This is a genomic window from Shewanella carassii, from assembly GCF_019670705.1.
GTDB lineage: Bacteria > Pseudomonadota > Gammaproteobacteria > Enterobacterales > Shewanellaceae > Shewanella > Shewanella carassii.
In genome coordinates, this window is record NZ_AP024618.1 from 1,090,263 (window position 1) to 1,111,895 (window position 21,633).

Here is a 21,633-nt window from a genome sequence, read left to right on the forward strand (position 1 = left end):
CCTATCTGTCGATGAAGCGTCTATGGGTGTGAATGCTCATTAGAATGCCAAAAGCCGCCATCAATGTCAGCATAGAGGTGCCGCCATAACTTATCAGCGGCAGCGGGACTCCTACCACGGGTAAAATACCGGATACCATACCGATATTTACAAACACATAGACGAAGAAGGTGAGGGTCAGCGAGCCGGCCAGCAAGCGAGCAAAGCTGGTTTGAGCCCTAGAGGCGATCACCAGGCCGCGGCCGATCACATAGAGGTAGAGCGCCAACAGTAGCAGACTGCCGATAAGGCCAAACTCCTCGCCGATCACGGCGAAGATAAAGTCGGTGTGGCGCTCCGGCAAAAACTCCAGTTGCGATTGAGTGCCATCGAGCCAGCCCTTGCCCCATAGTCCGCCCGAGCCTATGGCAATCTTGGACTGAATGATGTGGTAACCGGTACCGAGTGGATCGGCCTCGGGATCCAGCAGGGTCATCACCCGGTTGCGCTGGTAGTCGTGCATCAAAAAGAACCACAGAATCGGCAGCAGCGCCAACACAGCGGCGATAAAACCACCGACAATGGCCCAGCTCATGCCGGAGAGAAACAGTACAAAGATCCCCGAGGCGGCCACCAGAATAGAGGTACCGAGATCCGGTTGTTTGGCGATAAGCAGGGTGGGGATCAACAAAATCACCCCGGCGCCGGCCAGATAACGCTTCTTCGGCGGCAAGGGAAACTTGGAGATAAACCAGGCCATGGTGATCGGGAAGGCCAGTTTCATCAGTTCAGATGGCTGAAACTCCATAAAGCCCAAGTTGAGCCAGCGTTGGGCGCCCTTATTGATCTCACCGAAGAAATGCACTCCCAGCAGCAGCGCGACCCCGGCAAGATAGATGGGCAGAGCCCAGCGGCGAAACACCTCGGGGTTAATCTGGGCGATAAACAGCATCAGCCCAAGGGACAGCCCCATACGGAATAGCTGCCTTTCCATCATGGCCAGGTCTTCGCCGCTGGCAGAATAGATGACGAACAGGCCAAAGCCCATCAGGCCCAGGATGCCGAGCAGCAGCGGCAGATCGATATGTATCCGCTGCCAGAAATTGGGTTTACGGCTGTGGCTCATGTTTCAACTCCCAGGTATCCCGTAGCAGATATTCGTCCAGCATGGCCCGGGCAACCGGTCCGGCGTTGGCGCCACCCCAACCGGCGTTTTCCAGTACCACGGCCAGTACAATTTTCGGATCCTCATAGGGGGCATAGGCGATAACCAGCGCATTGTCGCGCAGATGCTCGTCTATGGAATCCGCATCATATTTCTCATCTTCGGCAACGCTGAATACCTGGGCGGTACCTGTCTTCATCGCCGCGGTATAACTGGCATCGGTGAAGCGACTCTTCTGCGCGGTGCGGCGCATCGCCTCGTTGATGACCTCCCAGTTGTGGGCATTTTTCAGCACTATCGGCGGTCTTTCATCCACCGGCGTCTCGATGCGGGCGGTGTTGTCCTTGATGGCCTTGAGCAGGTGCGGGGTAAAACGCTTGCCGCGGTTGGCCAAAATGGCCGTGGCATTGGCCAACTGCAACGGCGTGGTGGTCCAGTAACCCTGACCAATCCCGACCGAGATGGTGTCGCCTATGTACCAGGGTTGGTTGTACTTGAGGCGTTTCCAATCCCTCGATGGCATTACCCCGGCAGACTCTTCGAAGATATCCACCCCGGTATTTTGACCGAAGCCGAATTGATCCATAAAGCCGGAAATCTTGTCGATGCCCACCTTGTAGGCCATGTCGTAGTAGAAGGTATCGCAGGAGTGAACTATGGAGTCATAGACATCCACCCAGCCGTGGCCCCAGCGTTTCCAGTCGCGATATTTACGGTCGACCCCGGGGATTTGCCAGAAGCCGGGATCCCAGATGCGGGTCTTCTCGCTAATGGTTTGATCTTCCAGCCCCAGGAGCGCCAGATGCGGCTTGACCGTGGAGGCCGGGGCATATTGTCCTTGGGTTGCGCGGTTAATCAAGGGGCGCGAGCGGCTGTTGAGCAGTTCGCTGTAAGCCTTGGAACTGATCCCGTGCACAAACTGGTTCGGGTCATAGCTGGGGCTGGAGACCATGGCCAGAATACCGCCGTCTCTTGGGTCTATCGCCACGATTGAGCCGCGGCGGCCATTCAAGAGTTCGGTGGCCTTTTGCTGCAGCTGCAGATCCAGTGTCAGGTAGATATCCTGTCCTGGCTCTGGCTGGGTCACCTTGAGAGTGCGGACACTGCGCCCTAGGTTGTTGACCTCTTCCTCCAGATGTCCGGGTACGCCGTGGAGTAGGCTCTCATAGAACTTTTCTATCCCCTGTTTGCCTATGTCCTTGGTGGCGGCATAGTTTTTCCAGTCACCTGAGCGTTCCAGCGCGTCTCTGTCCCTGGAGTTGATTTTACCGACATAGCCGAGCACATGGGTCAGCAGGCTGCTGTAGGGATAGTGACGTTTGAGACCGGCATCGATATAGAAACCATCAAACCTATGTTGATTGACGCTGAACAGGGCTACTTCGTCTTCCGTCAGCCGGGTCTTAAGCGGTAAGGGCTTGAAGCGGCGGTGATATTTCAGTGACTCGGTGAAGCTGTCGCGCTCATCCTGACTGAGGTCGATAACGGTAGAGAGTTCATCCAGCGTCTGCTGCATATTCTTCACCTTCTCTGGGATCACCTCCAGAGTGTAGAAGGGCAGGTTTTCTGCCAGCAGCTTGCCGTTGCGGTCATAGATCAGGCCGCGGCTGGGCGCCAGCGGCACCACTCGGATACGGTTATCATTGGAGCGGGTTTCGTAGTCTTTGAAAGAGACCACCTGCAGATAGTAGAGGTTGCCGAGCAACAGGCTGAGCAAAGCGACCACGCAGACAAAGGTAAACAGCGCCCGGCGTTTGAATAGTGCCGCCTCGGCGGCGTGATCATGCATGGTTATTCGCTTTCTACGCGGCAATGGATTCTCTCCGGCTCAAACAGTTAATGCAAAGTCAGCTAATGCAAGTGGCTCTTGGGTGCCTTATTCCCTGTGGTAGGGATGATTGTTGTTGATGCTCCAGGCCCGGTACAGACTCTCGGCCACCACGACTCTTACCAAGGGGTGGGGCAGGGTCAGGGCCGACAGACACCAGCTTTGGCTGGCGGCCTGTTTACAGGCGGGAGCCAGGCCTTCCGGGCCGCCTATCAGCAGGCTGACATCCCGGCCATCGAGCTGCCATTTCTCCATGGCAGAGGCGAGTTCCGGAGTCGTCCAGTTCCTGCCCGGCAGATCCAGAGTGACGATATGGTTGCCCTTGGGGATCGCGGCCAACATGGCTTCGCCCTCTTTTTGCAGAATACGGGCGATATCGGCATTCTTGCCCCGCTTACCGGCGGGGATTTCAACCAGCTCCAGCGCCATGTCCCTGGGAAAGCGGCGCTGGTACTCGGCGAAACCCTTGCTGACCCAGTCCGGCATTTTGGTGCCTACGGCGACGAGTTGCAGTTTCATCAGGCGTTGGCGTCAGACCAGAGTTTTTCCAACTGGTAATGTTCGCGGGTTTGCTCCTGCATCACATGCAGAATCACATCACCCAGATCCACCAGAACCCAGTCGCTGCTGTCGCGGCCTTCTACGCCTTGAGGTTGCATACCGGCTTGTTTGGCTTCGGCAACCACATTTTCAGCAATGGCGCGAACATGGGTCTTGGATGTGCCTGAGCAGATAACCATAAAGTCGGTCACGTTGGACTTTTTGCTGACATCCAGCACGACTATGTCCCGTGCCTTGAGATCATCGACCTTGTCGACAACAAATTGTTTCAGTTCTGTGCCTTGCACGCTGAAGATCCTCTCATGTTTTTGATCAAGCGCAGTAGTATATCAGCGCTGGCGGGCAAGTCCCATAGCATTTATCGCCCACCCACCGCAGTTAACCGCCAAGATAGAGACGGTTTGCAACTATATATTCGAGCACGGCTTTGGGCATGGTGGCGCGGCAGGCATTAATGTCACCGGCGGCGATGGCGCGGCGAATGGCCGTGGAGGAGAAGGGCTGCGGCTCGACCGTGAGGCTGATGATTTTGCCGTATTGCGCATTTTCAATGTCATGCTTACTGTCATTGCCGTTTGCATCGTCACAGGCTCTTGCCGCCAAGGCTTGGGCGACCGAGCAGCCTCTTTGGGCCAGTTCGGTTTGGATTTCGGCGTCCTTTGGCAGGTGCCAGTCCGGGCGCTGGCAAACCACCAGGTTACACAGGGAAAACAGCCGCTGCCATTGATGCCAGCTCGGCAGCGACAGCAAGGAATCTGTACCCATGATGAATTGAAATTCGGCGCCAGGGAAAGCCTGCTGCAGCGCTTCCAGCGTCGCGACGCTATAGGAGGGGGCATTGCGCTTGAGCTCGATATCGCAAATGTCCATATCGGGGAACTCGTCGCAGGCCAGTTTAAGCATGGCCAGGCGCTGCTCGCTGCTGGCGGTGGCCTTGGCCTTGTGCGGCGGAATATGGTTCGGCAGCAACCAGAGCTTATCCAGCTCTAGCCGGGCTTTGACTTCGGCCGCGGGTTTGAGGTGACCATAATGAACAGGGTCGAAAGTACCGCCCATCAGCCCGATACGCATCCGGTCTCCTCAGTCGAACTCAATATGGCCAAGATGACGTGCCGCCTTGGGATCGAACAGCAAACACAGATGGGACAGGCCGGTCCAGTTTTCCTGGCCTTGCTGTTTCAATGCCAGCTCCAGTTTGGAGGCGATAGCCAGCATGGACTCTATGGCTTCCAGGCTCAGCCGGGTGAGGGCGCCCTGATAGAGCGGCTTGCGCTTGTCCCAAATTCTATGCTTGCCGAACAGGCTATTGAGGCTCTCGCCCTGACTGCGGGCCGATTGCAGTGTCAGCAGCAAGGTCAGCTCCTTTTGCAGCGCCCAATGGATAATGGGCATGGCGGTTTCTTCGGCCTTGAGCTGGGCGAGGATATGCTGGGCCTTATCCTGTTGGTTGGCCAGCAGGGCATCGGTCAATTGGAACACGCTGAAGCGGGATTGATCTTCGAAGTAGCGGCTCAGCTCTTCGCTGTCCACAGGACGGGCACCGGCCAGCAGTTGCAGCAGTTGCATCGCCTGATCGGCCGCCAGCAGATTGCCTTCGTAGAGGGCATACAGCATGGCTCTGGCATCGTTTTTGAGATTGAGCCGATAGTATTGAATACGGCCGTCGAGCCAGCGCTGGAACTGAGCCCCTTCGGGGGTGGTGCAAGGAACATAAAGACCCTGACTGTCCAGGGCCTTGAACCACTTGCTGTTTTGCTGATCGCGGCCAAGCTTGGGGCCGTCGATGATAAGCAAAATATCCGGGTTTTGTTCGGCGATCAGGCTTTGCAGCATGGCGCCGCCATCGGCGCCCGGCTTGGCCTGGGGCAGGTTGAGTTCTATGATCCTGCGACTGGCAAACAGGCTCATGGCGTGCCATTCGTTGGCGAGATCCTGCCAGTTGAAGTTGGCTTCCTGAGTCAGTTGCAACCTTTCTTCAAAGCCTTGGCTGCGGGCGGCAGCCAGGATTTGCCGCTTGCTGCTGTCCAGCAGATAGGGATCGTCGCCCAGCAGCAGATAGCAGGATTTCAGCGGCGACAACTGCCGGTGTAACTGATCCGGATAGACCCGCATCAGTTCACCTCAATGGCGGCCAGAGTCTGGATGATGTTATCGGCGGCCTGAATGCGCATCTCTTTGACCAGCAACTCCATCTCGCGGCTCTTGGCCAAGGCGGTGCGAGGGTCGTCGAGATAATCGCGGCGGATTTCCACATCGAAAGGCTGTGCTTCCTTGCCCGGCAAAGACACGGCAAAACGCACATGGTAGATGAGTTCATATTCGGCGACGTTGCCTGTGGGGTAGAGCGACAAGGTTGAGCGCTCCAGAGTGTCGCTCAGCAGCACCAGCCGGGGAATGCCCTTGGCGGGTTCCTCTATGCCGACATTGTTGAGACGCAGGCGCTCACGCACCAGGCGGCTCAGCTCGCTGTATTTGTCGCTGCTCTCCAGGCTCAACTTGCTGAGCTCGGGCGGAATGGAATAACTTCCCTGAAGTTGAAAGCCGCAACCGGCACTGGTCATAACGACCAGTGCCAGCAGGGCGAACATCAACTGCTTCACGCTTAAAGATAGTTTCAGCATGGATGTCCTGTTTTTTCTCAGTTGGCGACTATGTTCAGCAGTTTGCCGGGAACATAGATCACCTTGCGGATGGTCTTGCCTTCGGTGTGCTTCATCACCTGCTCATCGGCCAGACCCAGGGCTTCGACCTCTTCCTTGGCAGCATCGGCCGCCACAGTGATCTTGGCTCTGAGCTTACCGTTGACCTGCACCACGATAAGCTTGCTGTCTTCGACCAGTGCGGATTCGTCGGTTTCAGGCCAGCTGGCTGACTCGATATCGCCTTCCATGCCCAGCTCCTGCCACAGGTTGAAGCTCAGGTGCGGGGTGATGGGGTACAAGAGACGCACAATGGCCGACAGGGCTTCGGCCATCAGGGCTCTGTCCTGCTCGGTTTCTTGCGGAGCCTTTTGCAGCGCATTCATCAGTTCCATCACAGCAGCAATGGCGGTGTTGAACATCTGACGGCGGCCGATATCGTCGGTCACCTTGGCGATGGTCTTGTGCAGTTCGCGACGCAGCGTTTTCTGCTCGCCGGTCAGTGCCGTTATATCCAGCGCTGGAGCCGCGCCCTTGGCGATATGGTCATGGGCCAGTTTCCACAGACGCTTGATAAAGCGGTGGGCACCTTCCACGCCTGACTCCTGCCATTCCAGTGTCAGCTCCGGTGGTGCGGCAAACATCATGAACAGTCGCACAGTATCGGCGCCGTACTTCTCTACCATCACTTGCGGATCGATGCCGTTGTTCTTCGACTTGGACATCTTGCTCATGCCGGTGTAAGTCAGCTCATGGCCTTCGCTGTCCACCGCCTTGAGGATCCGACCCTTGTCGTCTTTCTCAACCACGGTCACTTCCAATGGCGATACCCAAACGCGGGCGCCTTTCTCGTTGCTGTAGTAGAAGGCATCGGCCAGTACCATGCCTTGAGTCAACAGACGCTTGGCAGGTTCATTGGAGTTAACCAAACCGGCATCGCGCAGCAGTTTGTGGAAGAAGCGGAAGTACAACAGGTGCATACAGGCGTGTTCGATACCGCCTATGTATTGATCTACCGGCAGCCAGTAGTCAGCCTTGGCTGGATCCAGCATCTGATCTGCCTTGGGCGAGCAGTAGCGGGCATAGTACCAGCTGGACTCCATAAAGGTGTCGAAGGTGTCGGTTTCGCGCAGGGCATTTTGGCCGTTGACTGTGGTCTTGGCCCACTCTTTGTCGGCCTTGATTGGGCTCTGGACCCCATCCATGACCACGTCTTCCGGCAGAATGACCGGCAGTTGTTCTTCAGGCGTGGGCATCACAGTGCCGTCTTCCAGAGTCACCATAGGGATAGGTGCGCCCCAGTAGCGCTGGCGGCTGACGCCCCAGTCGCGCAGGCGGAAATTAACCTGGCGCTTGCCTTTGCCTTCGGCACTCAGCTTGTCGGCGATGGCGTTGAAGGCGGCTTCAAAGTCCAGACCATCGAACTCACCTGAGTTGAACAGTATGCCTTTTTCAGTGTAAGCGGCTTCAGAGATATCCAGCTCGCCATCGGCAGGCTTAATCACACCTTTGATAGCCAGGCCATACTTGGTGGCGAATTCATAGTCACGCTGGTCGTGGCCGGGAACCGACATTACGGCGCCGGTACCATAGTTCATCAGGACAAAGTTGGCGGCCCAAACCGGGACTTCTTCACCTGTCAGCGGGTGGATTGCCTTGAGGCCGGTATCGACACCTTTCTTCTCCATAGTGGCCAGCTCGGCCTCGGAGGCGGTGCTCTGCTTGCACTCTTCAACAAAGGCTGCCAGCGCCGGGTTGTTGGCGGCGGCTTTCTCGGCCAGCGGGTGACCGGCGGCAATGGCCACATAGGTCACGCCCATCACGGTATCCGGACGTGTGGTGTAGATGTCGAAGCTATCGTCAGAACTGGCCACCTTGAAGGTCATCTCGACCCCTTCGGAGCGACCAATCCAGTTACGCTGCATGGTCTTGACCTGCTCAGGCCAACCTTCGAGGGTATCGATATCATTCAGCAGCTCTTCGGCGTACTGAGTGATCTTGATAAACCACTGAGGGATCTCTTTTTGCTCAACCACAGTGTCGCAGCGCCAGCAGCAACCATCGATAACCTGCTCGTTGGCCAGTACTGTCTGGTCATTGGGGCACCAGTTGACCGAAGAGGTCTTCTTGTACACCAAGCCTTTTTCATACAGTTTGGTGAAGAACCACTGTTCCCAGCGATAGTATTCCGGGGTACAGGTGGCAATTTCACGGCTCCAGTCGTAGCCAAAACCCAGCATTTTCAGCTGGTTCTTCATGTAATCTATGTTTTCATAGGTCCAAGGCGCCGGCGCAGTGGCGTTCTTGATCGCGGCATTTTCTGCCGGTAGACCGAAGGCATCCCAGCCGATGGGCTGAAGCACATTTTTACCCTGCAGACGCTGGAAACGGGAAACTACGTCACCTATGGTGTAGTTACGCACGTGTCCCATATGCAGCCGACCTGAAGGATAGGGGAACATAGAGAGGCAGTAGAACTTCTCTTTATTCGGATCTTCGGTGACTTCAAAAGTTTTCTTTTCTGCCCAGTGCGTTTGCACTTTGGCTTCGATTTCTGAGGGATTATATTGCTCTTGCATCAGGTTTTTCGGCAATGCCGCCCATTATTTTGACATGCGCGCTATACTGCGCCGTTTAGATCTGCATAGAATAAACCAGAAGTGAGTCATTAAGAAAGGTTCGTCTTAAAGGAGTATTGGCCATGAGTGAGAGAAGTACGGAGTTACTGGCGCTGTATCAGGCCTTGATTGACAGAGTCAAACAACAGTATAACCAAGATAACTCATTGACAGTTAAGAGCTTATTTAACTCTATCAAGGAAGGGAAAGAGTATTTGGCTATCAAGCAGCAAGCCGGTGAGGCCGAGCTGTCTCTGGTCGAGGAATTCCTTAAGCGGGATATCGCCAGCTATATCCAGAGCCAAACGGAAGATGACATCAGTTACAGCCCCACTATGCTGACACTGGAAAACACCCTCTGGCACTGGCTGGGCGAAATCAGTGACCGTAGCCAGGTGGAGTGGCATGAACTGGCCCATGAGTTCAAACACCATGGTTATTATCAGAGCGGTGATATCGTCAGTCAGGGCAAGATGGTCTGCAGCAACTGCGGCCATGAGATGGACTTTGAGTTCCCAGGCGTTATTCCAGACTGCCCCGAGTGTGACCACTCGGAATTTACCCGTGAAGCGCTGGCGCCCTGAGTCATAGATGTTCCGGCTTTCAATGGCTTGGAGCTCAAGGGAAAGCCCTTAAACGCACAGAAATAAAAACGCAGGCTTCGGCCTGCGTTTTCTATATTGTTGATGCCGTTTGAAACTGAGACTGACAGGTTTTGGCTGCAGATGTGCCGTTTCTCAACACGGGTTTTGATCAACTGTTATCGCGATAGGCGGCGATTTTGGCGAGTGCGGCCTTGATTTCCTGCTTGCGACCCGCATCTGCCAGCTCGCGCCCCGGCCTTGGGGCGGCTTCGAGCGCTTTTTGCAGGAAAGGCAGGGCTTCGTCATACCTGTCCTCTTCCAACAGGAAGTCGCCGTAAAAGTAGTTGCTGTCTATACCATCGGGGTTGAGCTCCAACGCTTGTTTCAGTAACTCCTCGGCCTTGTCATCGTCCCCAAAGCCTAGCGGCCAGCCGGGCACCTTGTAGTAAAGCACCCCAAGACTGGTATAGGCCGAGCCCTTGAGCGCGGTGGGATCTTGCTTAAGCGCCTGCTCGAAATCACTGCGAGCCCGCTTGGCATATTTGAGGGCACCGAGGCCGCCGCTGACCCCGGCATAGGTAGAGTTGATTATCCCGTGCCAGATGCGCACGCCCGTACTTTGGGGGTGGGACTGCACCGACTCATCTGCCAGCTTTAGCAGTTTAACGAAGGCTTTTTCCTGCTCGTCGCCGCTGAGTTGATAGTTGTTGATGGCCCAGTCGTGTTGCAGCTGTTTGACGGCCAGATCGCTGGCGTCATCGGCCCAGAGCGAAGGACTCACCAGCAGCGCTGCGCTCAGGCACAAGAGTTTAAATGGCTTCATGTTTCTCTCCTTCGGTGATGGGGTTGGCCGTGTCTTGTATTGGCATGGCCCTTTGGCAAAACTGGCGGATAAGTGGCAGTTTCTTGCGGGTATCATTGTTAACCAGGCCGGGCAGCAGGGCGTTTATCCGCACAAACAGCTTTTCCGGCCAACCGATAAAACGGCGGCCCCGGCGATTATCGGCCAGATCGCGGCAGAGGATGTCGGCCACCCACTCAGGGCTGTCCTGACGGTTGCCGAGAGCCGAATTGAGCTGGCGCATCGATTCTGTGTTGAGTTCGGTATCCGTGGCTCTGGGGGCGAAATAGAGTACCTTAATCTTGCTGTCGGCCAACTCCCGCTCCAGTGCTTCGGTAAAACCCCTGAGGCCAAACTTGCTGGCGCAGTAAAGACTGGAACCCGGGTAGCCTATGCTGCCGAGAATGGAACCGACATTGATGATGGCGGCCTCGGACTGGCGTTTGAGCAAGGGCAGCAGGGTGCGGCAACAGTTGATGGGCGCCTCCAGGTTCACCGCCATCATGGCGCGGGTATCACAGGTGTCGCTGGCTTCCAGCATGCTGAGTTGATTGACCCCGAGGCAGTTGATTAACACCTTGGGGCTGAACACCCCGACGGCTTGGCGCAGCTGACACTGACCACCACTGCTGCTCAGATCGGCGCTTAAGGTGTGATGCTCCCCAGCAAGGCTCTGTTTCAGGGCATCGAGCTTGGCTTGATCCCGGCCGCAGAGCAGCAATCTGGCGCCTTTGGCCGCCAATGCCCTGGCGATGGCGCTGCCGATGCCGCCACTGGCGCCGGTGATGATGATATTCAGATGCTTGAGTTCCATATTGATCACCGTTTTTAGGAGGCCAGCGCCAAGGCCTGGGCCGGTGCCAGCTCGCGGAAGATGTTGCCGTAGAGGCGGTAGAAATTGTTGGCGGCGTGAATGATCAAGGCCTGCTCTTCGGGATCCTCAATCCGGTTCATCAGCCCCTCAAAGAAATGGATATGTTGCTTGTCCAGCTCGCCGTGAGACTTGAGATAACTGAAGGCTGAATCCGGCAGCCCCAGGCGCGATTGCACTTTCTCGGCCGCCAGCAGCGCCAGATTAATGCTGGTGCCTTCCAGTACATTGACCATGCCGAAAAAGCCCAGCGGACTTACCCGATTCACCATGTCGTAGGCGTAAGCCACCATGACTTCGGTGGCAAACAGCGGTGTGCTGCGTCTGGCCTTTTCCTTGTCAAAACCGCAGGCGGCTATGTCATTGAGGATCCACTCCTGGTGGCCTTGCTCCTCTTCGATATACTCGGCTACCGCCACCCTGAGCCATTCCTTGCTTTCCGGCAGTCTGGCGCCTGTGGCCATGAGCAGCGGCGAAGTGTGCTTCACATGGTGATAGGCCTGGTGCAGGAAGGCGACATATTCCTCCAGGCTTATCTCTCCTTGCAGGCATTTGCCTATGATAGGACTGGCCAGCAGATACTCGCGTCCGCTCTGGGTTGCTTGTTGTAATTGGTCGTAGAAATTCATTATAGGGCTCCCTCAAGATATGGGGTTTCGGATAGATAGAGCTGTTCTATTTGAGCGGCCAGGGCGCTCAGCAGTGAGGCGCGCTTGACCCTGCCGTTGGCGGTGGTGTGAGGCTTGAGCTCGGTTTCATTCAGTCTTATCCAGCGTTTGATCCTGGCGTAGTCGGGCAGTGTGGCATTGACCGCATCCAGCCAGGCCTGGAGCTGCTCATTGCTGACTTGGAGCGGAGCGCACAGCAGCGCGCTGAGCCAGGGTTTGGCGTCGCCAAGGACCATACACTGACTCAGCAGCGGTTTGGCCATCAGCGCCGACTCCACCCACTCAGGGCTGATATTGCGGCCAAAGGAGCTGATAAGCAGATGCTTGCGGCGCCCGCTAATGGTGAGCACACCTTTATCGAGTTGGCCAAGGTCGCCGGTGGCGATTTCTCCCTGACCCCAAGTCTCGGGTTGGCCGAGATACCCCAGATGACTGGCGCCGCCGACATGGATTTCGCCGCCGCGAATGGTGACTTTGCAGTGAGGCAACACAGTGCCGGCAAAGCCGGGAGTGTCTTTATCCGGGGTGTTGAGCGCCACGACTGAGCCGCATTCCGACAGGCCGTAACCTTCATAAACCGGCAATCCAAGCTCCCTGGCCCGCAGCAGTAACTCGGGGGCGACCTTGCCGCCACCAACGGCGACAAAGCGCAGTGAGTTTGGCACTTGCCAACCTTGCTCGCAGGCCCCGACCAGCAGTGTCAGCAACTGAGGAATGAGGATCATGCTGCTCGGCTGCGCTTGGCTTATGGTCTGCAGCAGCGCCCGGCTGTCGAGTCTTGAGCTGCCGTGCATGCCGCGTGCTTTATCCGAGGGCAGCAGCACAGTGCCGCCGCACAGCAAGGGGCTGTAGATACCGGCGATGTTTTCCAGCAAGGTGCTCAAGGGCAACAGACAAAGATGCCTGGGGCTGGGCAGGGCCGTGACTGTGGCAAGTGATTCGGCCACCCGCCATTGATGCTCGCTGCTGAGACACACTCCCTTGGGATTACCGGTAGAGCCTGAGGTAAAGGTAATTTTGGCGGTGCCCTGAGGGACTTGTGGAAAAGCCGCCACTTTCTCGGCGCAAGTGCTCTGTTGGCCCGGATGTCCGTCGCAGAGCTGCTCGTCGTATAACTGTCTGCCGTATAAATGCCAGCCGTATAGTTGCCAGCCGTATAGATTGCAGCCCAGTTCACTGAGACCTTGGTAAGGCGCGAAGCCCTTTGGTAAACAAGGCTGAATTTGTGGGCTTTCGCTGAGCACCAGCTCAACCGAGGTTTGTTCAAGGCAGTTTGCCAACTGCTCTTGGGAGAAAAACAGCGGCAAGGGCAGGCAAAGAACTCCCGCCTGCTGACAGGCGAGATCCAGTATTGCCCACTGCACACTGTTGCCGGCATGAAGTGCCAAGCTGCGGATATTGAGGCGTTTGAGGAAGTCACTGTTGCGGCGGATTTCTGTTTTCAGTTCAAGGTAGCTGAGTTGCCGCCCAGCATCGCTAAGGGCAATGGCCTGATCTTCGCCGTTGAGTTTGCCTAGAATATCCCAATCAAGGTTGGTTCCGGTGCCCGACTCAGAGGTATTGGCGTGGCTTAATGGGGGCGATGGAGTCATAGACTTGGCTCCCGGGTCCTGGCATAAGCCAATTCGGCCGCCATGGTGTTGATATCCAATTCGTGCCTTTGTGCCAGTCGTCTCAAGCGGGGGCTGGTGTCTATCACCTCTTGGGCGAGGCGCAGATCGCCAATCATGACTCTGGGGTTGTTGCGGTAGTAATTGCCCCAAATGGCGCTGTCACCTTCCAGTCGCTTTGGATCGGCGCTACAGAGCAGCATGGGCGAAAAGCCCAGCAGTTTCATCAGCGCCTCCACCTGCTCTGTGACGGTAAAGACCATATACTCAAAACCGGCTCTGGCCAGAGTAGCTGCAAGCAGTACCAGCAGCAGTGGCCCCGAACTCTTGTTGGTCAGTGCCAGATTGCCCACCTCTACCAAGGAAGCCCTGTCCACCGGGCGTTTGGCCAGCAGCGCCACCTGTTGCTCTATGGGGGCTTCTAGGTATTGCTCCAGAAACAAGGGGTAGTAGCAACCGGCTCTGAGGCCGAAGGCACCCTGAGGCTGCCCCTTCATGCTCAGCTGCAGTAAGAAAGGCAAAAATTCCTTGAGCTTGGCACCATGCACCTGAAAATACTTGGCGGCGATATAGTCTTCGACCTCAGTGCGGCCCTCTGCCTGCTCATGGAACAGGCGACACTCGGGAAGCACATGAGGTGGGTTGGCAGAGCTTGGGACGTCCTTTTCCAGGACAGACAGGGGAAACTGCTTGACCATAGAGATACTCCGGATCTGTTAACCAGTATCCAGAGCCTAGAAAAGCAGTCTTAAGAAATACTTATGTGTCCATTAATATTTTATCAATTAGATAAAAATCAATGAGTTGGTTTTAGCTTTTATTGCTCTTTCGCCACTTGGGGGAATACAACAGTCCCAAAACCAGCAGCAAGCCACTCAGCCCCAGTACCGGCCATTGACCGAACCGGCTGAACAAAGTCTGGCCTTCGACCAGCGGCACTTCAGCGGTGAGTACACCTTCTACAAACTGCGGTAGTTTGGCACTGATATTGCCAAATTCATCCACCACGGCGGTAACGCCGTTGTTGGTGGCCCGCAGCAGAGGTCGGCCCAATTCGGCCGAGCGCATCTGGGCTATCTCCATGTGTTGCAGTGGGCCATTGGATTCACCGAACCAGGCATCGTTGGAGACGGTCAGCAACACCTGGGTATCCTCGGCGACGTTGGCCCTGAGCTGCTCGGGGAAAGCGATTTCATAGCAGATTGCCGGTGCCAGGGTATGACCCAGGGCCGTCAGATTATTTTGCTGATAACTGCCTCTGGCAAACGAGGACATGGGCAGGTTGAAGAAGGGGGCCAGGGGCCGCAGCAGCGACTCCATGGGCACAAACTCGCCTATGGGCAGCAGGTGATGCTTACGGAACTGATTATCACCAGCTGCGCTATAGTCGGCGTTTTGTTGCTGTTTCTGATGATGATTTCCCAGCACGATCAACGAGTTGTAGAAGTCGCCATTTCGCTGGCTGATGATACCTGTGATGATGGCGGCATCCCGCAGATTGGCGACCTTGTTGGCGTTGTCGAGAAACTCGGCCACCATGCTTTCGGGGGCCGGTATTGCTGCCTCGGGCCAGATCACCAAGTCTCTGTCCAGATGCGGGCGGGAGAGATCCATATACTTGAGCATAGTCGGCCAGAGAGCTTCCGGCTGCCACTTCATGCTCTGAGGAATATTGCCCTGCACCAACGCCACGCTGAGGGTCTCGCCGGTACGCTCAACCGTTGAAAATCGCGGCGCCTGCCATACAAACAGGGCCAGTAGCGCCGAGCTCACCACCAGGCTGAGCCAGCGGCGTTTGAGTAGCAGCACCAGGCTTGCTGCCAGCAGCGCCACCACAAAACTGAGCCCCAAAGTGCCTATCATTGAGGCCAGTGGCTTCAAGGGGCCCGAGGTTTGGCTATAGCCGCCCCAGAGCCAGGGGAAGCCGGTGAGCACCCAGCCCCGCAGCCATTCACAAAGGGTCCAGAGCGCTGGAAACAGTCCCAGCAGTTGCCAGTTATGGCGCTTGGGCGCCAGCCTTGCCAGCAGGGCACCGGCCAGCGCCGGATACAAGGCCAGATAGAGGGCCAACAGGGCCATCAGGCCTATGGAAGCAATCAGCGGCAAGCCACCGAATCTGTCCATGCTGACATGCACCCAGCTGATCCCGAAGGCGAAGGCGCCAAAGCCAAAGCTGAGCCAATAGCCAAAACTGGCCTTGGGGGGAAGCTTGTCACTGTGCCAAAGGCCAAAGGCCAGCGCCAGTGGGTAGATGGGCCAAAGATCGTAGGGAGCAAAGGAAAGCGCCGTACTGGCACCGGCCAAAAAGGCCAGTACCAGACGCAGCTTGGGGTGGCGTTGTAGCGCCGCTAATGTGGACTTCACTGGTCGTTACTGTCTTCAGTATCGTTGGGATCCGGTAGTTTCACCCTGAGTTGCAATAAACGGCGGGTATCGGCACTGATGACTTTAAATTCAATGCCGTCGATGACGATCTTCTCGTTGCGCTCCGGCAGGTGGCCGAAGGCGTGGGACACCAGGCCGCCGACTGTGTCGAACTCTTCATCACTGAAATGGGTGTTGAAGGTTTCGTTGAAATCTTCAATCTCGGTCAGTGCCTTGACCATGTAAACCCGGTTACCGGCTTTACGGATCTCAGACTCGTCGCTGTTGTCGTGATCGAACTCATCTTCGATATCGCCGACAATCTCTTCGAGAATATCTTCAATGGTGACCAGGCCGGAAACACCACCGTATTCATCGACCACAATCGCCATATGGTAGCGTTGGGAACGGAACTCTTTGAGCAGCACATCCACTCTCTTGCTCTCGGGCACCACAACGGCCGGGCGGATCACTTTTTCCAGTGAGAAGGGTTCTTCACTGTTGTTGAAGCCGTACTTCAGCAGATCTTTGGCCAGCAGTATGCCTTCGATATGGTCTTTGTCTTCATTGACCACAGGAAAGCGGGAATGAGCAGAGTTGATGACAGTGTTGAGCAGTTCCTCAACAGAGTCATTGAATTGGATGGCGACAATCTGCGCTCTGGGGATCATTATGTCCCTTACACGCAAATCAGATACCTCTAAAACACCTTTTATCATCTCGCGGGTATCTTCTGTGATGAGCTCACGCTGCTCGGCATCGTGGATCACCTCAACCAGATCTTCGCGATTTTGAGGTTCGCCCTGGAATAACTGGCTTACTCGGTCAAACCAGCTTTTCTTATGGGCGCTGGTACTCGGGGGGATATCGTCACTCATAGTGTTCTTCATGACAGGGGGGAACCCTGGCAATTATTGCTCCTTGTATGGGTCAGTAAAACCTAAGCTTTCAATGAGTTGGGTCTCTAGCGACTCCATTTCTTCGGCTTCGGCATCTTCGATGTGATCATAACCTAGCAGATGCAGGCAACCGTGCACAACCATGTGTGCCCAGTGCGCCTGTAGCGGTTTATGCTGTTCACGGGCTTCATTTTCAACGACTGAAGCGCAAATGACAAGATCCCCGAGTAATGGCAGGGTTATTCCCGGTGGTGCTTCAAACGGAAATGACAGCACATTGGTGGGCTTATCCTTGCCGCGATAGTCCCGGTTCAATTGCTGGCTTTCATCGCTGTTGACCAGACGTATGGTCAGTTCGGCCTGCTCCATACTATTGCCTATGGCAGTACGGGCCCAGAGTTCAAAATCGCTCTGGGATGGCAGGTTTTGCGCTTCTGTGGCCAGTTGCAGGTCCAGTTGTAGATCAAGACTCATGAGCGCTGGCCTCTGTCAGTTGATATTGGCTGTCGCGTTGGGCCTTGGCCGCTTGCTGGCGCTGATCGTGCGCTTCATAGGCTTCCACTATGCGGGCTACTACCGGGTGGCGCACCACGTCCTGAGCCTGGAAGAAGTTGAAGCTGATCTCTTCCACTTCACTCAGTACTTCAATGGCGTGGCGCAGGCCGGACTTGGCGTTGCGCGGCAGATCTATCTGGGTAATGTCACCTGTGATCACCGCCTTGGAGTTGAAGCCGATGCGGGTGAGGAACATCTTCATCTGTTCCACCGTGGTATTTTGGCTCTCATCGAGAATGATAAAGGCATCGTTGAGGGTGCGGCCACGCATATAGGCCAGCGGCGCGACCTCGATAACATTGCGTTCTATCAGTCGCTCGACCTTCTCAAACCCGAGCATCTCAAACAGGGCGTCATACAGAGGCCTGAGGTAAGGGTCTACCTTCTGGCTCAGATCGCCGGGCAGGAACCCCAGCTTCTCACCGGCTTCCACCGCAGGGCGGGTCAGCAGAATGCGGCGGATCTCCTGACGCTCCAGCGCATCCACGGCGGCGGCCACGGCCAGATAGGTCTTGCCGGTACCGGCGGGGCCTATGCCGAAGGTGATGTCATGGCGCACTATGTTGGCCACATATTGGGTCTGGTTGGGATTGCGCGGCTTAATCACCCCTTTGCGGGTCTTGATATAGTGCTCTTTGGGTTCAGCTCCGCTGTCGTCGGCTTCCAGGGCAATGGCTTCCTGAATGGCGATATGCACCTGCTCGGGCTCCAGATCCGGGGTCGAGCCTTTTATCGGCGCGGTTTCGACATAGAGCTGTTTCAGTAGGTTGTTGGCGGTGAGGCAGTTGCGTGGCTGGCCGACAATCTGAAAATGGTTGTTGCGGTAGCTTATCTCGACGCCCACCCGGCGCTCGAGCTGCTTGATATTGTCATCGAACGGACCACACAGAGACGCCAGACGGCGGCTGTCGGCCGGTTCGAGATACAGATTCATGGTGGTTAATTTGTGAGACAAACAAAAACTCCTGTTGATGTCATCTTTGATCAGTTTACGAGCGTGAAGGCATAAATGCTAACGGAAAATCGAGCCTAAAATAAAACGGCCCGGGTCCGAAGAGCCGGGCCGCCGTGGAAGTCTCGGCGCTTACGGGGTGAACTGAGTAACGCCCAGGGTGTCTTCCTGGTTATGCTTGGCCAGAATATCACTGGGGCGTAGGCTCTTGCGCAAGTCCATCTCATCTTCACCGCGAATAAATTTGCCGCGCAGCGAGTTGGTGTAGACATCGACGATTTCCACGTCCACGAAGCTGCCTATGTGCTTGGGCTGGCCTTCGAAGTTGACCACCCGGTTGTTCTCGGTGCGGCCGCGCAGTTCCATGGGGTTCTTGACCGATGGGCCTTCTACCAGAATACGCTGCACTGTACCCAGCATCTGGCGGCTGTAGCGCTGCGCTTGTTGAGTAATCCTATCCTGCAGGATTGCCAGGCGCTGCTTTTTCTCTTCCATATCCACATCATCCGGCAAGTCGGCCGCCGGGGTGCCGGGACGAGCACTGTAGATAAAGCTGAAGCTGTGGTCGAAGCCCACTTCTTCAATCAACTTCATGGTGTCGGCAAAGTCTTCTTTGGTTTCGCCGGGGAAGCCGATGATAAAGTCGGAACTTATCTGAATATCCGGCCGCGCCTTGCGCAGACGGCGAATGATTGACTTGTACTCGATTGCCATATGGCCGCGCTTCATCTGGGTCAGAATGCGGTCTGAACCCGATTGCACCGGCAGGTGCAGGAAGCTGACCAGCTCTGGAGTGTCTTCATAGACGTCGATAATGTCCTGGGTGAACTCTATCGGATGGCTGGTGGTAAAGCGGATGCGGTCGATACCGTCGATGGCGGCCACATAACGCAGCAGCTCGGCAAAGCTGCAAATTTCGTCATCATGGGTCAGGCCGCGATAGGCGTTAACGTTCTGTCCCAGCAGGTTGACTTCACGCACCCCTTGCTCGGCCAGTTGAGCGATTTCTAGGATGATGTCATCCAGTGGTCGGCTGACTTCTTCACCGCGGGTATAGGGCACCACGCAGAAAGAGCAGTACTTGCTGCAGCCTTCCATGATGGAGACAAAGGCGGTGGGGCCTTCAGCGCGGGGCTCGGGCAGACGGTCGAACTTCTCGATTTCAGGGAAGCTGACGTCAATCACCGCCTGGTCGCCGCTGCGAACCTGGTTGATCATCTCTGGCAGACGGTGCAGGGTTTGGGGGCCGAAGATAATATCCACGCACTGGGCGCGTTCTTTTATCGCCTTGCCTTCCTGCGAAGCCACACAACCACCCACGCCAATGATCAGCTCAGGATTCTTGTCTTTGAGTGTTTTCCAGCGGCCCAGCTGATGGAATACCTTTTCCTGCGCTTTTTCACGAATAGAACAGGTATTGAGCAGCAGAATATCTGCCTCATCAGCCTCTTCGGTCAGGGTGTAGCCCTGAAATTCGTTTAACAGATCGGCCATCTTGGATGAGTCGTACTCATTCATCTGACAGCCCCAGGTTTTAATATGGAGTTTTTTACTCATCAGTTTTGCGTCGCTCTTCGGAACCACTTAAAAAATAGCGCGCCATTTTACCCGCTGTTAAGTCCGCTGACCAGCTTTTGAACGCCAGGGCTGAGAATTACTCTGGTGGCTGCAGTACCCCTTCAAGCTGTGTGGGTAAGCGATTGTCGGCCAACTGAATGCTCTGCTGTTGATAAAACTGCTCAGCCATCTGTTGGTTGCTGCTGCGAGCCTGAAGATAGATATCCTCCAGTACCTCTAAACGAAAGCCAGCCATGGTTTCCGTGATTTGTTGATATAGGGCATAATTCAGCGACGAGCGATAGGTTACAGTTATCACCTCCATCTGGTCTGCTGTGGTGGCGGCCAGAACATGACCACAGCTAAAGGCGCCCGGAACGATAAGGGCTGCGGCTATCAGGCTGTTGGTAAGTTTGCACATGGTATCCTCACTTGTTGATGTCGATAACCGCCAATGCGGTGTTGGCCATGACAGATACTGCTTGGACACTCTGAGGCTAGCCTAAGGTTGCCAAGGCTCGTGTGTCAGCTTGTAAGCAGGTGTTTCAGGAGGGCCAGCAGCAACATTTGCTCATGATTGAAGCCAAAACAGTTACCATTGAACACAACTCTGTGGCCGAGGCGGCAGAGAAGAGAGACAGCAGGAAAGGCATAGTGACAGAACAACATGAGACCAAGGATATCGTCATCATAGGTGGCGGTATGGTGGGCGCGGCGACGGCGCTGGGGTTGGCCAAACTCGGGCTGGAAGTGGCGCTGGTGGAGGCCTTTGAACCCGAGGCCTTCGATGCCTCGCAACCTCTGGATGTCAGGGTCTCGGCCATCAGTGTGGCATCGGAGGCGCTACTCGAGCGCCTGGGGGCATTTGATACTCTGCTCGGAATGCGCCATGTGGCTTATCGAGGCCTGGAAACCTGGGAGATGGAAGGCTGCATTACTCGTTTCCATGCCAGTCAGATTAAGGCCGAGCGTTTGGGTCACATAGTGGAAAACCGTTTGGTACAGCTGGCATTGTGGCAGGAATTCGACAATTACCCCAATCTGACCCTCTGCTGTCCGGCGCGGGTCGGGCGCATGGTGCGCTCCTGTGCTGGCATAGAGGTGAGCCTGGACGATGGCCGGGTGTTCGATACCCGCTTGCTGGTGGGGGCCGATGGTGCCAACTCCAGAGTGCGTCAATGGGCCGGAATTGGCATTAGCGGTTGGGATTATTCCCAATCCTGCATGTTGATCAATATCGCCACCGAGTGTGATGAGCAGGATGTGACCTGGCAACAGTTTACTCCGCAAGGGCCGCGTTCCTTGCTGCCATTGCCGGGCAAAAATGCGTCCTTGGTTTGGTATGACGATGCCAAACAAATTCGTAGTTTGATGCAGCTCAGCGACAGCCAACTGAAGCAGGCGATTATCAATCACTTCCCCGATAGGCTCGATCCTCACTTCGAAGTGTTGGCCAAGGGCAGTTTCCCGCTGACCCGGCGCCATGCGCAGCAATACTATCGCGATAACCTGGTGATCTTGGGAGACGCGGCCCACACCATCAACCCGCTGGCGGGGCAGGGGGTTAACCTGGGCTTTAAAGATGTCGAAGCCTTGATCGCGACAATCACCCAGGCGCTGGAGAAGGGTGATGACTGGTCAAAGGCCACAGTGCTTGAGGGGTTCCAAAAGCAGCGCTGGTTTGACAATCAGTTGATGATGACAGGCATGGATCTCTTCTATGCCGGTTTCAGTAACGATCTGCTGCCACTTAAACTGCTGCGTAACGCCGGGCTCAAGTTGGCGGATATCAATACCCCGGTCAAGCAACAAGTGCTCAAGTATGCGCTGGGGCTGAGATAACCCCGGTCGATTTGTTGATTGTCGCAAGAGAGTGCTAAAATGCCGCGTTTTTACAAGAATGCGGCATTTTTCATTGGCTTTTTATACTTGGCTTAGTCGG

General features: G+C 55.8%; 21 protein-coding genes. 2 read left to right on the forward strand and 19 right to left on the reverse strand.

Annotated elements, in window-relative coordinates; all coding sequences use genetic code 11:
- Position 1 precedes the first annotated feature (1 nt).
- The 8 genes from rodA to leuS form a co-directional block, all read right to left on the reverse strand.
- Entirely contained in the window at positions 2-1,105 is a 1,104-nt protein-coding gene (gene rodA, locus K5621_RS05015; RefSeq protein ID WP_100142935.1) for a rod shape-determining protein RodA, read from the reverse strand.
- Complete coding sequence (gene mrdA, locus K5621_RS05020; protein ID WP_373289296.1) at positions 1,089-2,933, reverse strand: penicillin-binding protein 2; 1,845 nt, start codon at positions 2,931-2,933, stop codon at positions 1,089-1,091. Before mrdA ends, rodA begins: the two co-directional genes overlap by 17 nt.
- An 87-nt stretch (positions 2,934-3,020) precedes the next feature.
- A complete protein-coding gene (gene rlmH / locus K5621_RS05025) occupies positions 3,021-3,491 on the reverse strand; it encodes a 23S rRNA (pseudouridine(1915)-N(3))-methyltransferase RlmH (RefSeq protein ID WP_039034324.1) in 471 nt (156 codons plus the stop codon).
- Positions 3,491-3,820 carry a ribosome silencing factor gene (gene rsfS / locus K5621_RS05030; protein WP_025011675.1) on the reverse strand — a complete coding sequence of 110 codons (330 nt, stop codon included), beginning with the start codon at positions 3,818-3,820 and terminating at the stop codon, positions 3,491-3,493. Before rsfS ends, rlmH begins: the two co-directional genes overlap by 1 nt.
- A 91-nt stretch (positions 3,821-3,911) precedes the next feature.
- On the reverse strand, positions 3,912-4,604 hold the full coding sequence (nadD, locus tag K5621_RS05035; protein ID WP_100142937.1) for a nicotinate-nucleotide adenylyltransferase: 693 nt from the start codon (positions 4,602-4,604) through the stop codon (positions 3,912-3,914).
- Between the two features lie 9 nt (positions 4,605-4,613).
- Entirely contained in the window at positions 4,614-5,645 is a 1,032-nt protein-coding gene (holA, locus tag K5621_RS05040; protein WP_221050606.1) for a DNA polymerase III subunit delta, read from the reverse strand.
- Positions 5,645-6,154 (reverse strand): LPS-assembly lipoprotein LptE, encoded by a 510-nt coding sequence (locus K5621_RS05045; protein ID WP_025011678.1) that lies wholly within the window; start codon positions 6,152-6,154, stop codon positions 5,645-5,647. The genes holA and K5621_RS05045 overlap by 1 nt, the downstream gene beginning before the upstream one ends.
- Positions 6,155-6,171: 17 nt before the next feature.
- Positions 6,172-8,751 (reverse strand): leucine--tRNA ligase, encoded by a 2,580-nt coding sequence (leuS, locus tag K5621_RS05050; RefSeq protein ID WP_221050607.1) that lies wholly within the window; start codon positions 8,749-8,751, stop codon positions 6,172-6,174.
- Positions 8,752-8,873: 122 nt separating this feature from the next.
- Between leuS and K5621_RS05055 the strand changes: the two genes are divergently transcribed.
- Positions 8,874-9,374, forward strand: coding sequence for a zinc ribbon-containing protein (locus tag K5621_RS05055; RefSeq protein ID WP_165565491.1), 501 nt, complete (start codon positions 8,874-8,876; stop codon positions 9,372-9,374).
- Positions 9,375-9,543: 169 nt separating this feature from the next.
- Here the strand turns inward: K5621_RS05055 and K5621_RS05060 are convergent, their stop codons facing one another.
- From K5621_RS05060 to K5621_RS05110, 11 genes are all read right to left on the reverse strand, one after another.
- Positions 9,544-10,197, reverse strand: coding sequence for a tetratricopeptide repeat protein (locus K5621_RS05060; RefSeq protein ID WP_025011680.1), 654 nt, complete (start codon positions 10,195-10,197; stop codon positions 9,544-9,546).
- Positions 10,184-11,029, reverse strand: coding sequence for an SDR family oxidoreductase (locus K5621_RS05065; protein ID WP_221050608.1), 846 nt, complete (start codon positions 11,027-11,029; stop codon positions 10,184-10,186). Before K5621_RS05065 ends, K5621_RS05060 begins: the two co-directional genes overlap by 14 nt.
- 14 nt (positions 11,030-11,043) lie before the next feature.
- Positions 11,044-11,715: an iron-containing redox enzyme family protein gene (locus K5621_RS05070; RefSeq protein WP_044735010.1), complete on the reverse strand. Its 672-nt coding sequence runs from the start codon at positions 11,713-11,715 to the stop codon at positions 11,044-11,046.
- On the reverse strand, positions 11,715-13,346 hold the full coding sequence (locus K5621_RS05075) for an AMP-binding protein (protein ID WP_221050609.1): 1,632 nt from the start codon (positions 13,344-13,346) through the stop codon (positions 11,715-11,717). Before K5621_RS05075 ends, K5621_RS05070 begins: the two co-directional genes overlap by 1 nt.
- The gene (locus K5621_RS05080) at positions 13,343-14,062 is read right to left on the reverse strand and encodes a thermostable hemolysin (protein ID WP_221050610.1); all 720 of its coding nucleotides are present in this window, start codon (positions 14,060-14,062) and stop codon (positions 13,343-13,345) included. Before K5621_RS05080 ends, K5621_RS05075 begins: the two co-directional genes overlap by 4 nt.
- Before the next feature lie 112 nt (positions 14,063-14,174).
- Entirely contained in the window at positions 14,175-15,728 is a 1,554-nt protein-coding gene (gene lnt / locus K5621_RS05085; protein WP_221050611.1) for an apolipoprotein N-acyltransferase, read from the reverse strand.
- Positions 15,725-16,606, reverse strand: coding sequence for a CNNM family magnesium/cobalt transport protein CorC (gene corC, locus K5621_RS05090; protein ID WP_100142955.1), 882 nt, complete (start codon positions 16,604-16,606; stop codon positions 15,725-15,727). Before corC ends, lnt begins: the two co-directional genes overlap by 4 nt.
- Before the next feature lie 33 nt (positions 16,607-16,639).
- The gene (gene ybeY, locus K5621_RS05095) at positions 16,640-17,101 is read right to left on the reverse strand and encodes an rRNA maturation RNase YbeY (RefSeq protein WP_221050612.1); all 462 of its coding nucleotides are present in this window, start codon (positions 17,099-17,101) and stop codon (positions 16,640-16,642) included.
- A complete protein-coding gene (locus K5621_RS05100; RefSeq protein ID WP_221050613.1) occupies positions 17,091-18,137 on the reverse strand; it encodes a PhoH family protein in 1,047 nt (348 codons plus the stop codon). Before K5621_RS05100 ends, ybeY begins: the two co-directional genes overlap by 11 nt.
- Positions 18,138-18,266: 129 nt before the next feature.
- Complete coding sequence (miaB, locus tag K5621_RS05105; RefSeq protein ID WP_100142946.1) at positions 18,267-19,691, reverse strand: tRNA (N6-isopentenyl adenosine(37)-C2)-methylthiotransferase MiaB; 1,425 nt, start codon at positions 19,689-19,691, stop codon at positions 18,267-18,269.
- A gap of 97 nt (positions 19,692-19,788) precedes the next feature.
- The gene (locus K5621_RS05110; protein WP_100142947.1) at positions 19,789-20,112 is read right to left on the reverse strand and encodes a hypothetical protein; all 324 of its coding nucleotides are present in this window, start codon (positions 20,110-20,112) and stop codon (positions 19,789-19,791) included.
- Positions 20,113-20,393: 281 nt separating this feature from the next.
- Here K5621_RS05110 and K5621_RS05115 point away from each other — a divergent pair, with 281 nt between their 5' ends.
- Positions 20,394-21,533, forward strand: a complete 1,140-nt coding sequence (locus K5621_RS05115) for an FAD-dependent monooxygenase (protein WP_245003169.1) — start codon at positions 20,394-20,396, stop codon at positions 21,531-21,533.
- The last annotated feature ends 100 nt before the right edge of the window (positions 21,534-21,633 follow it).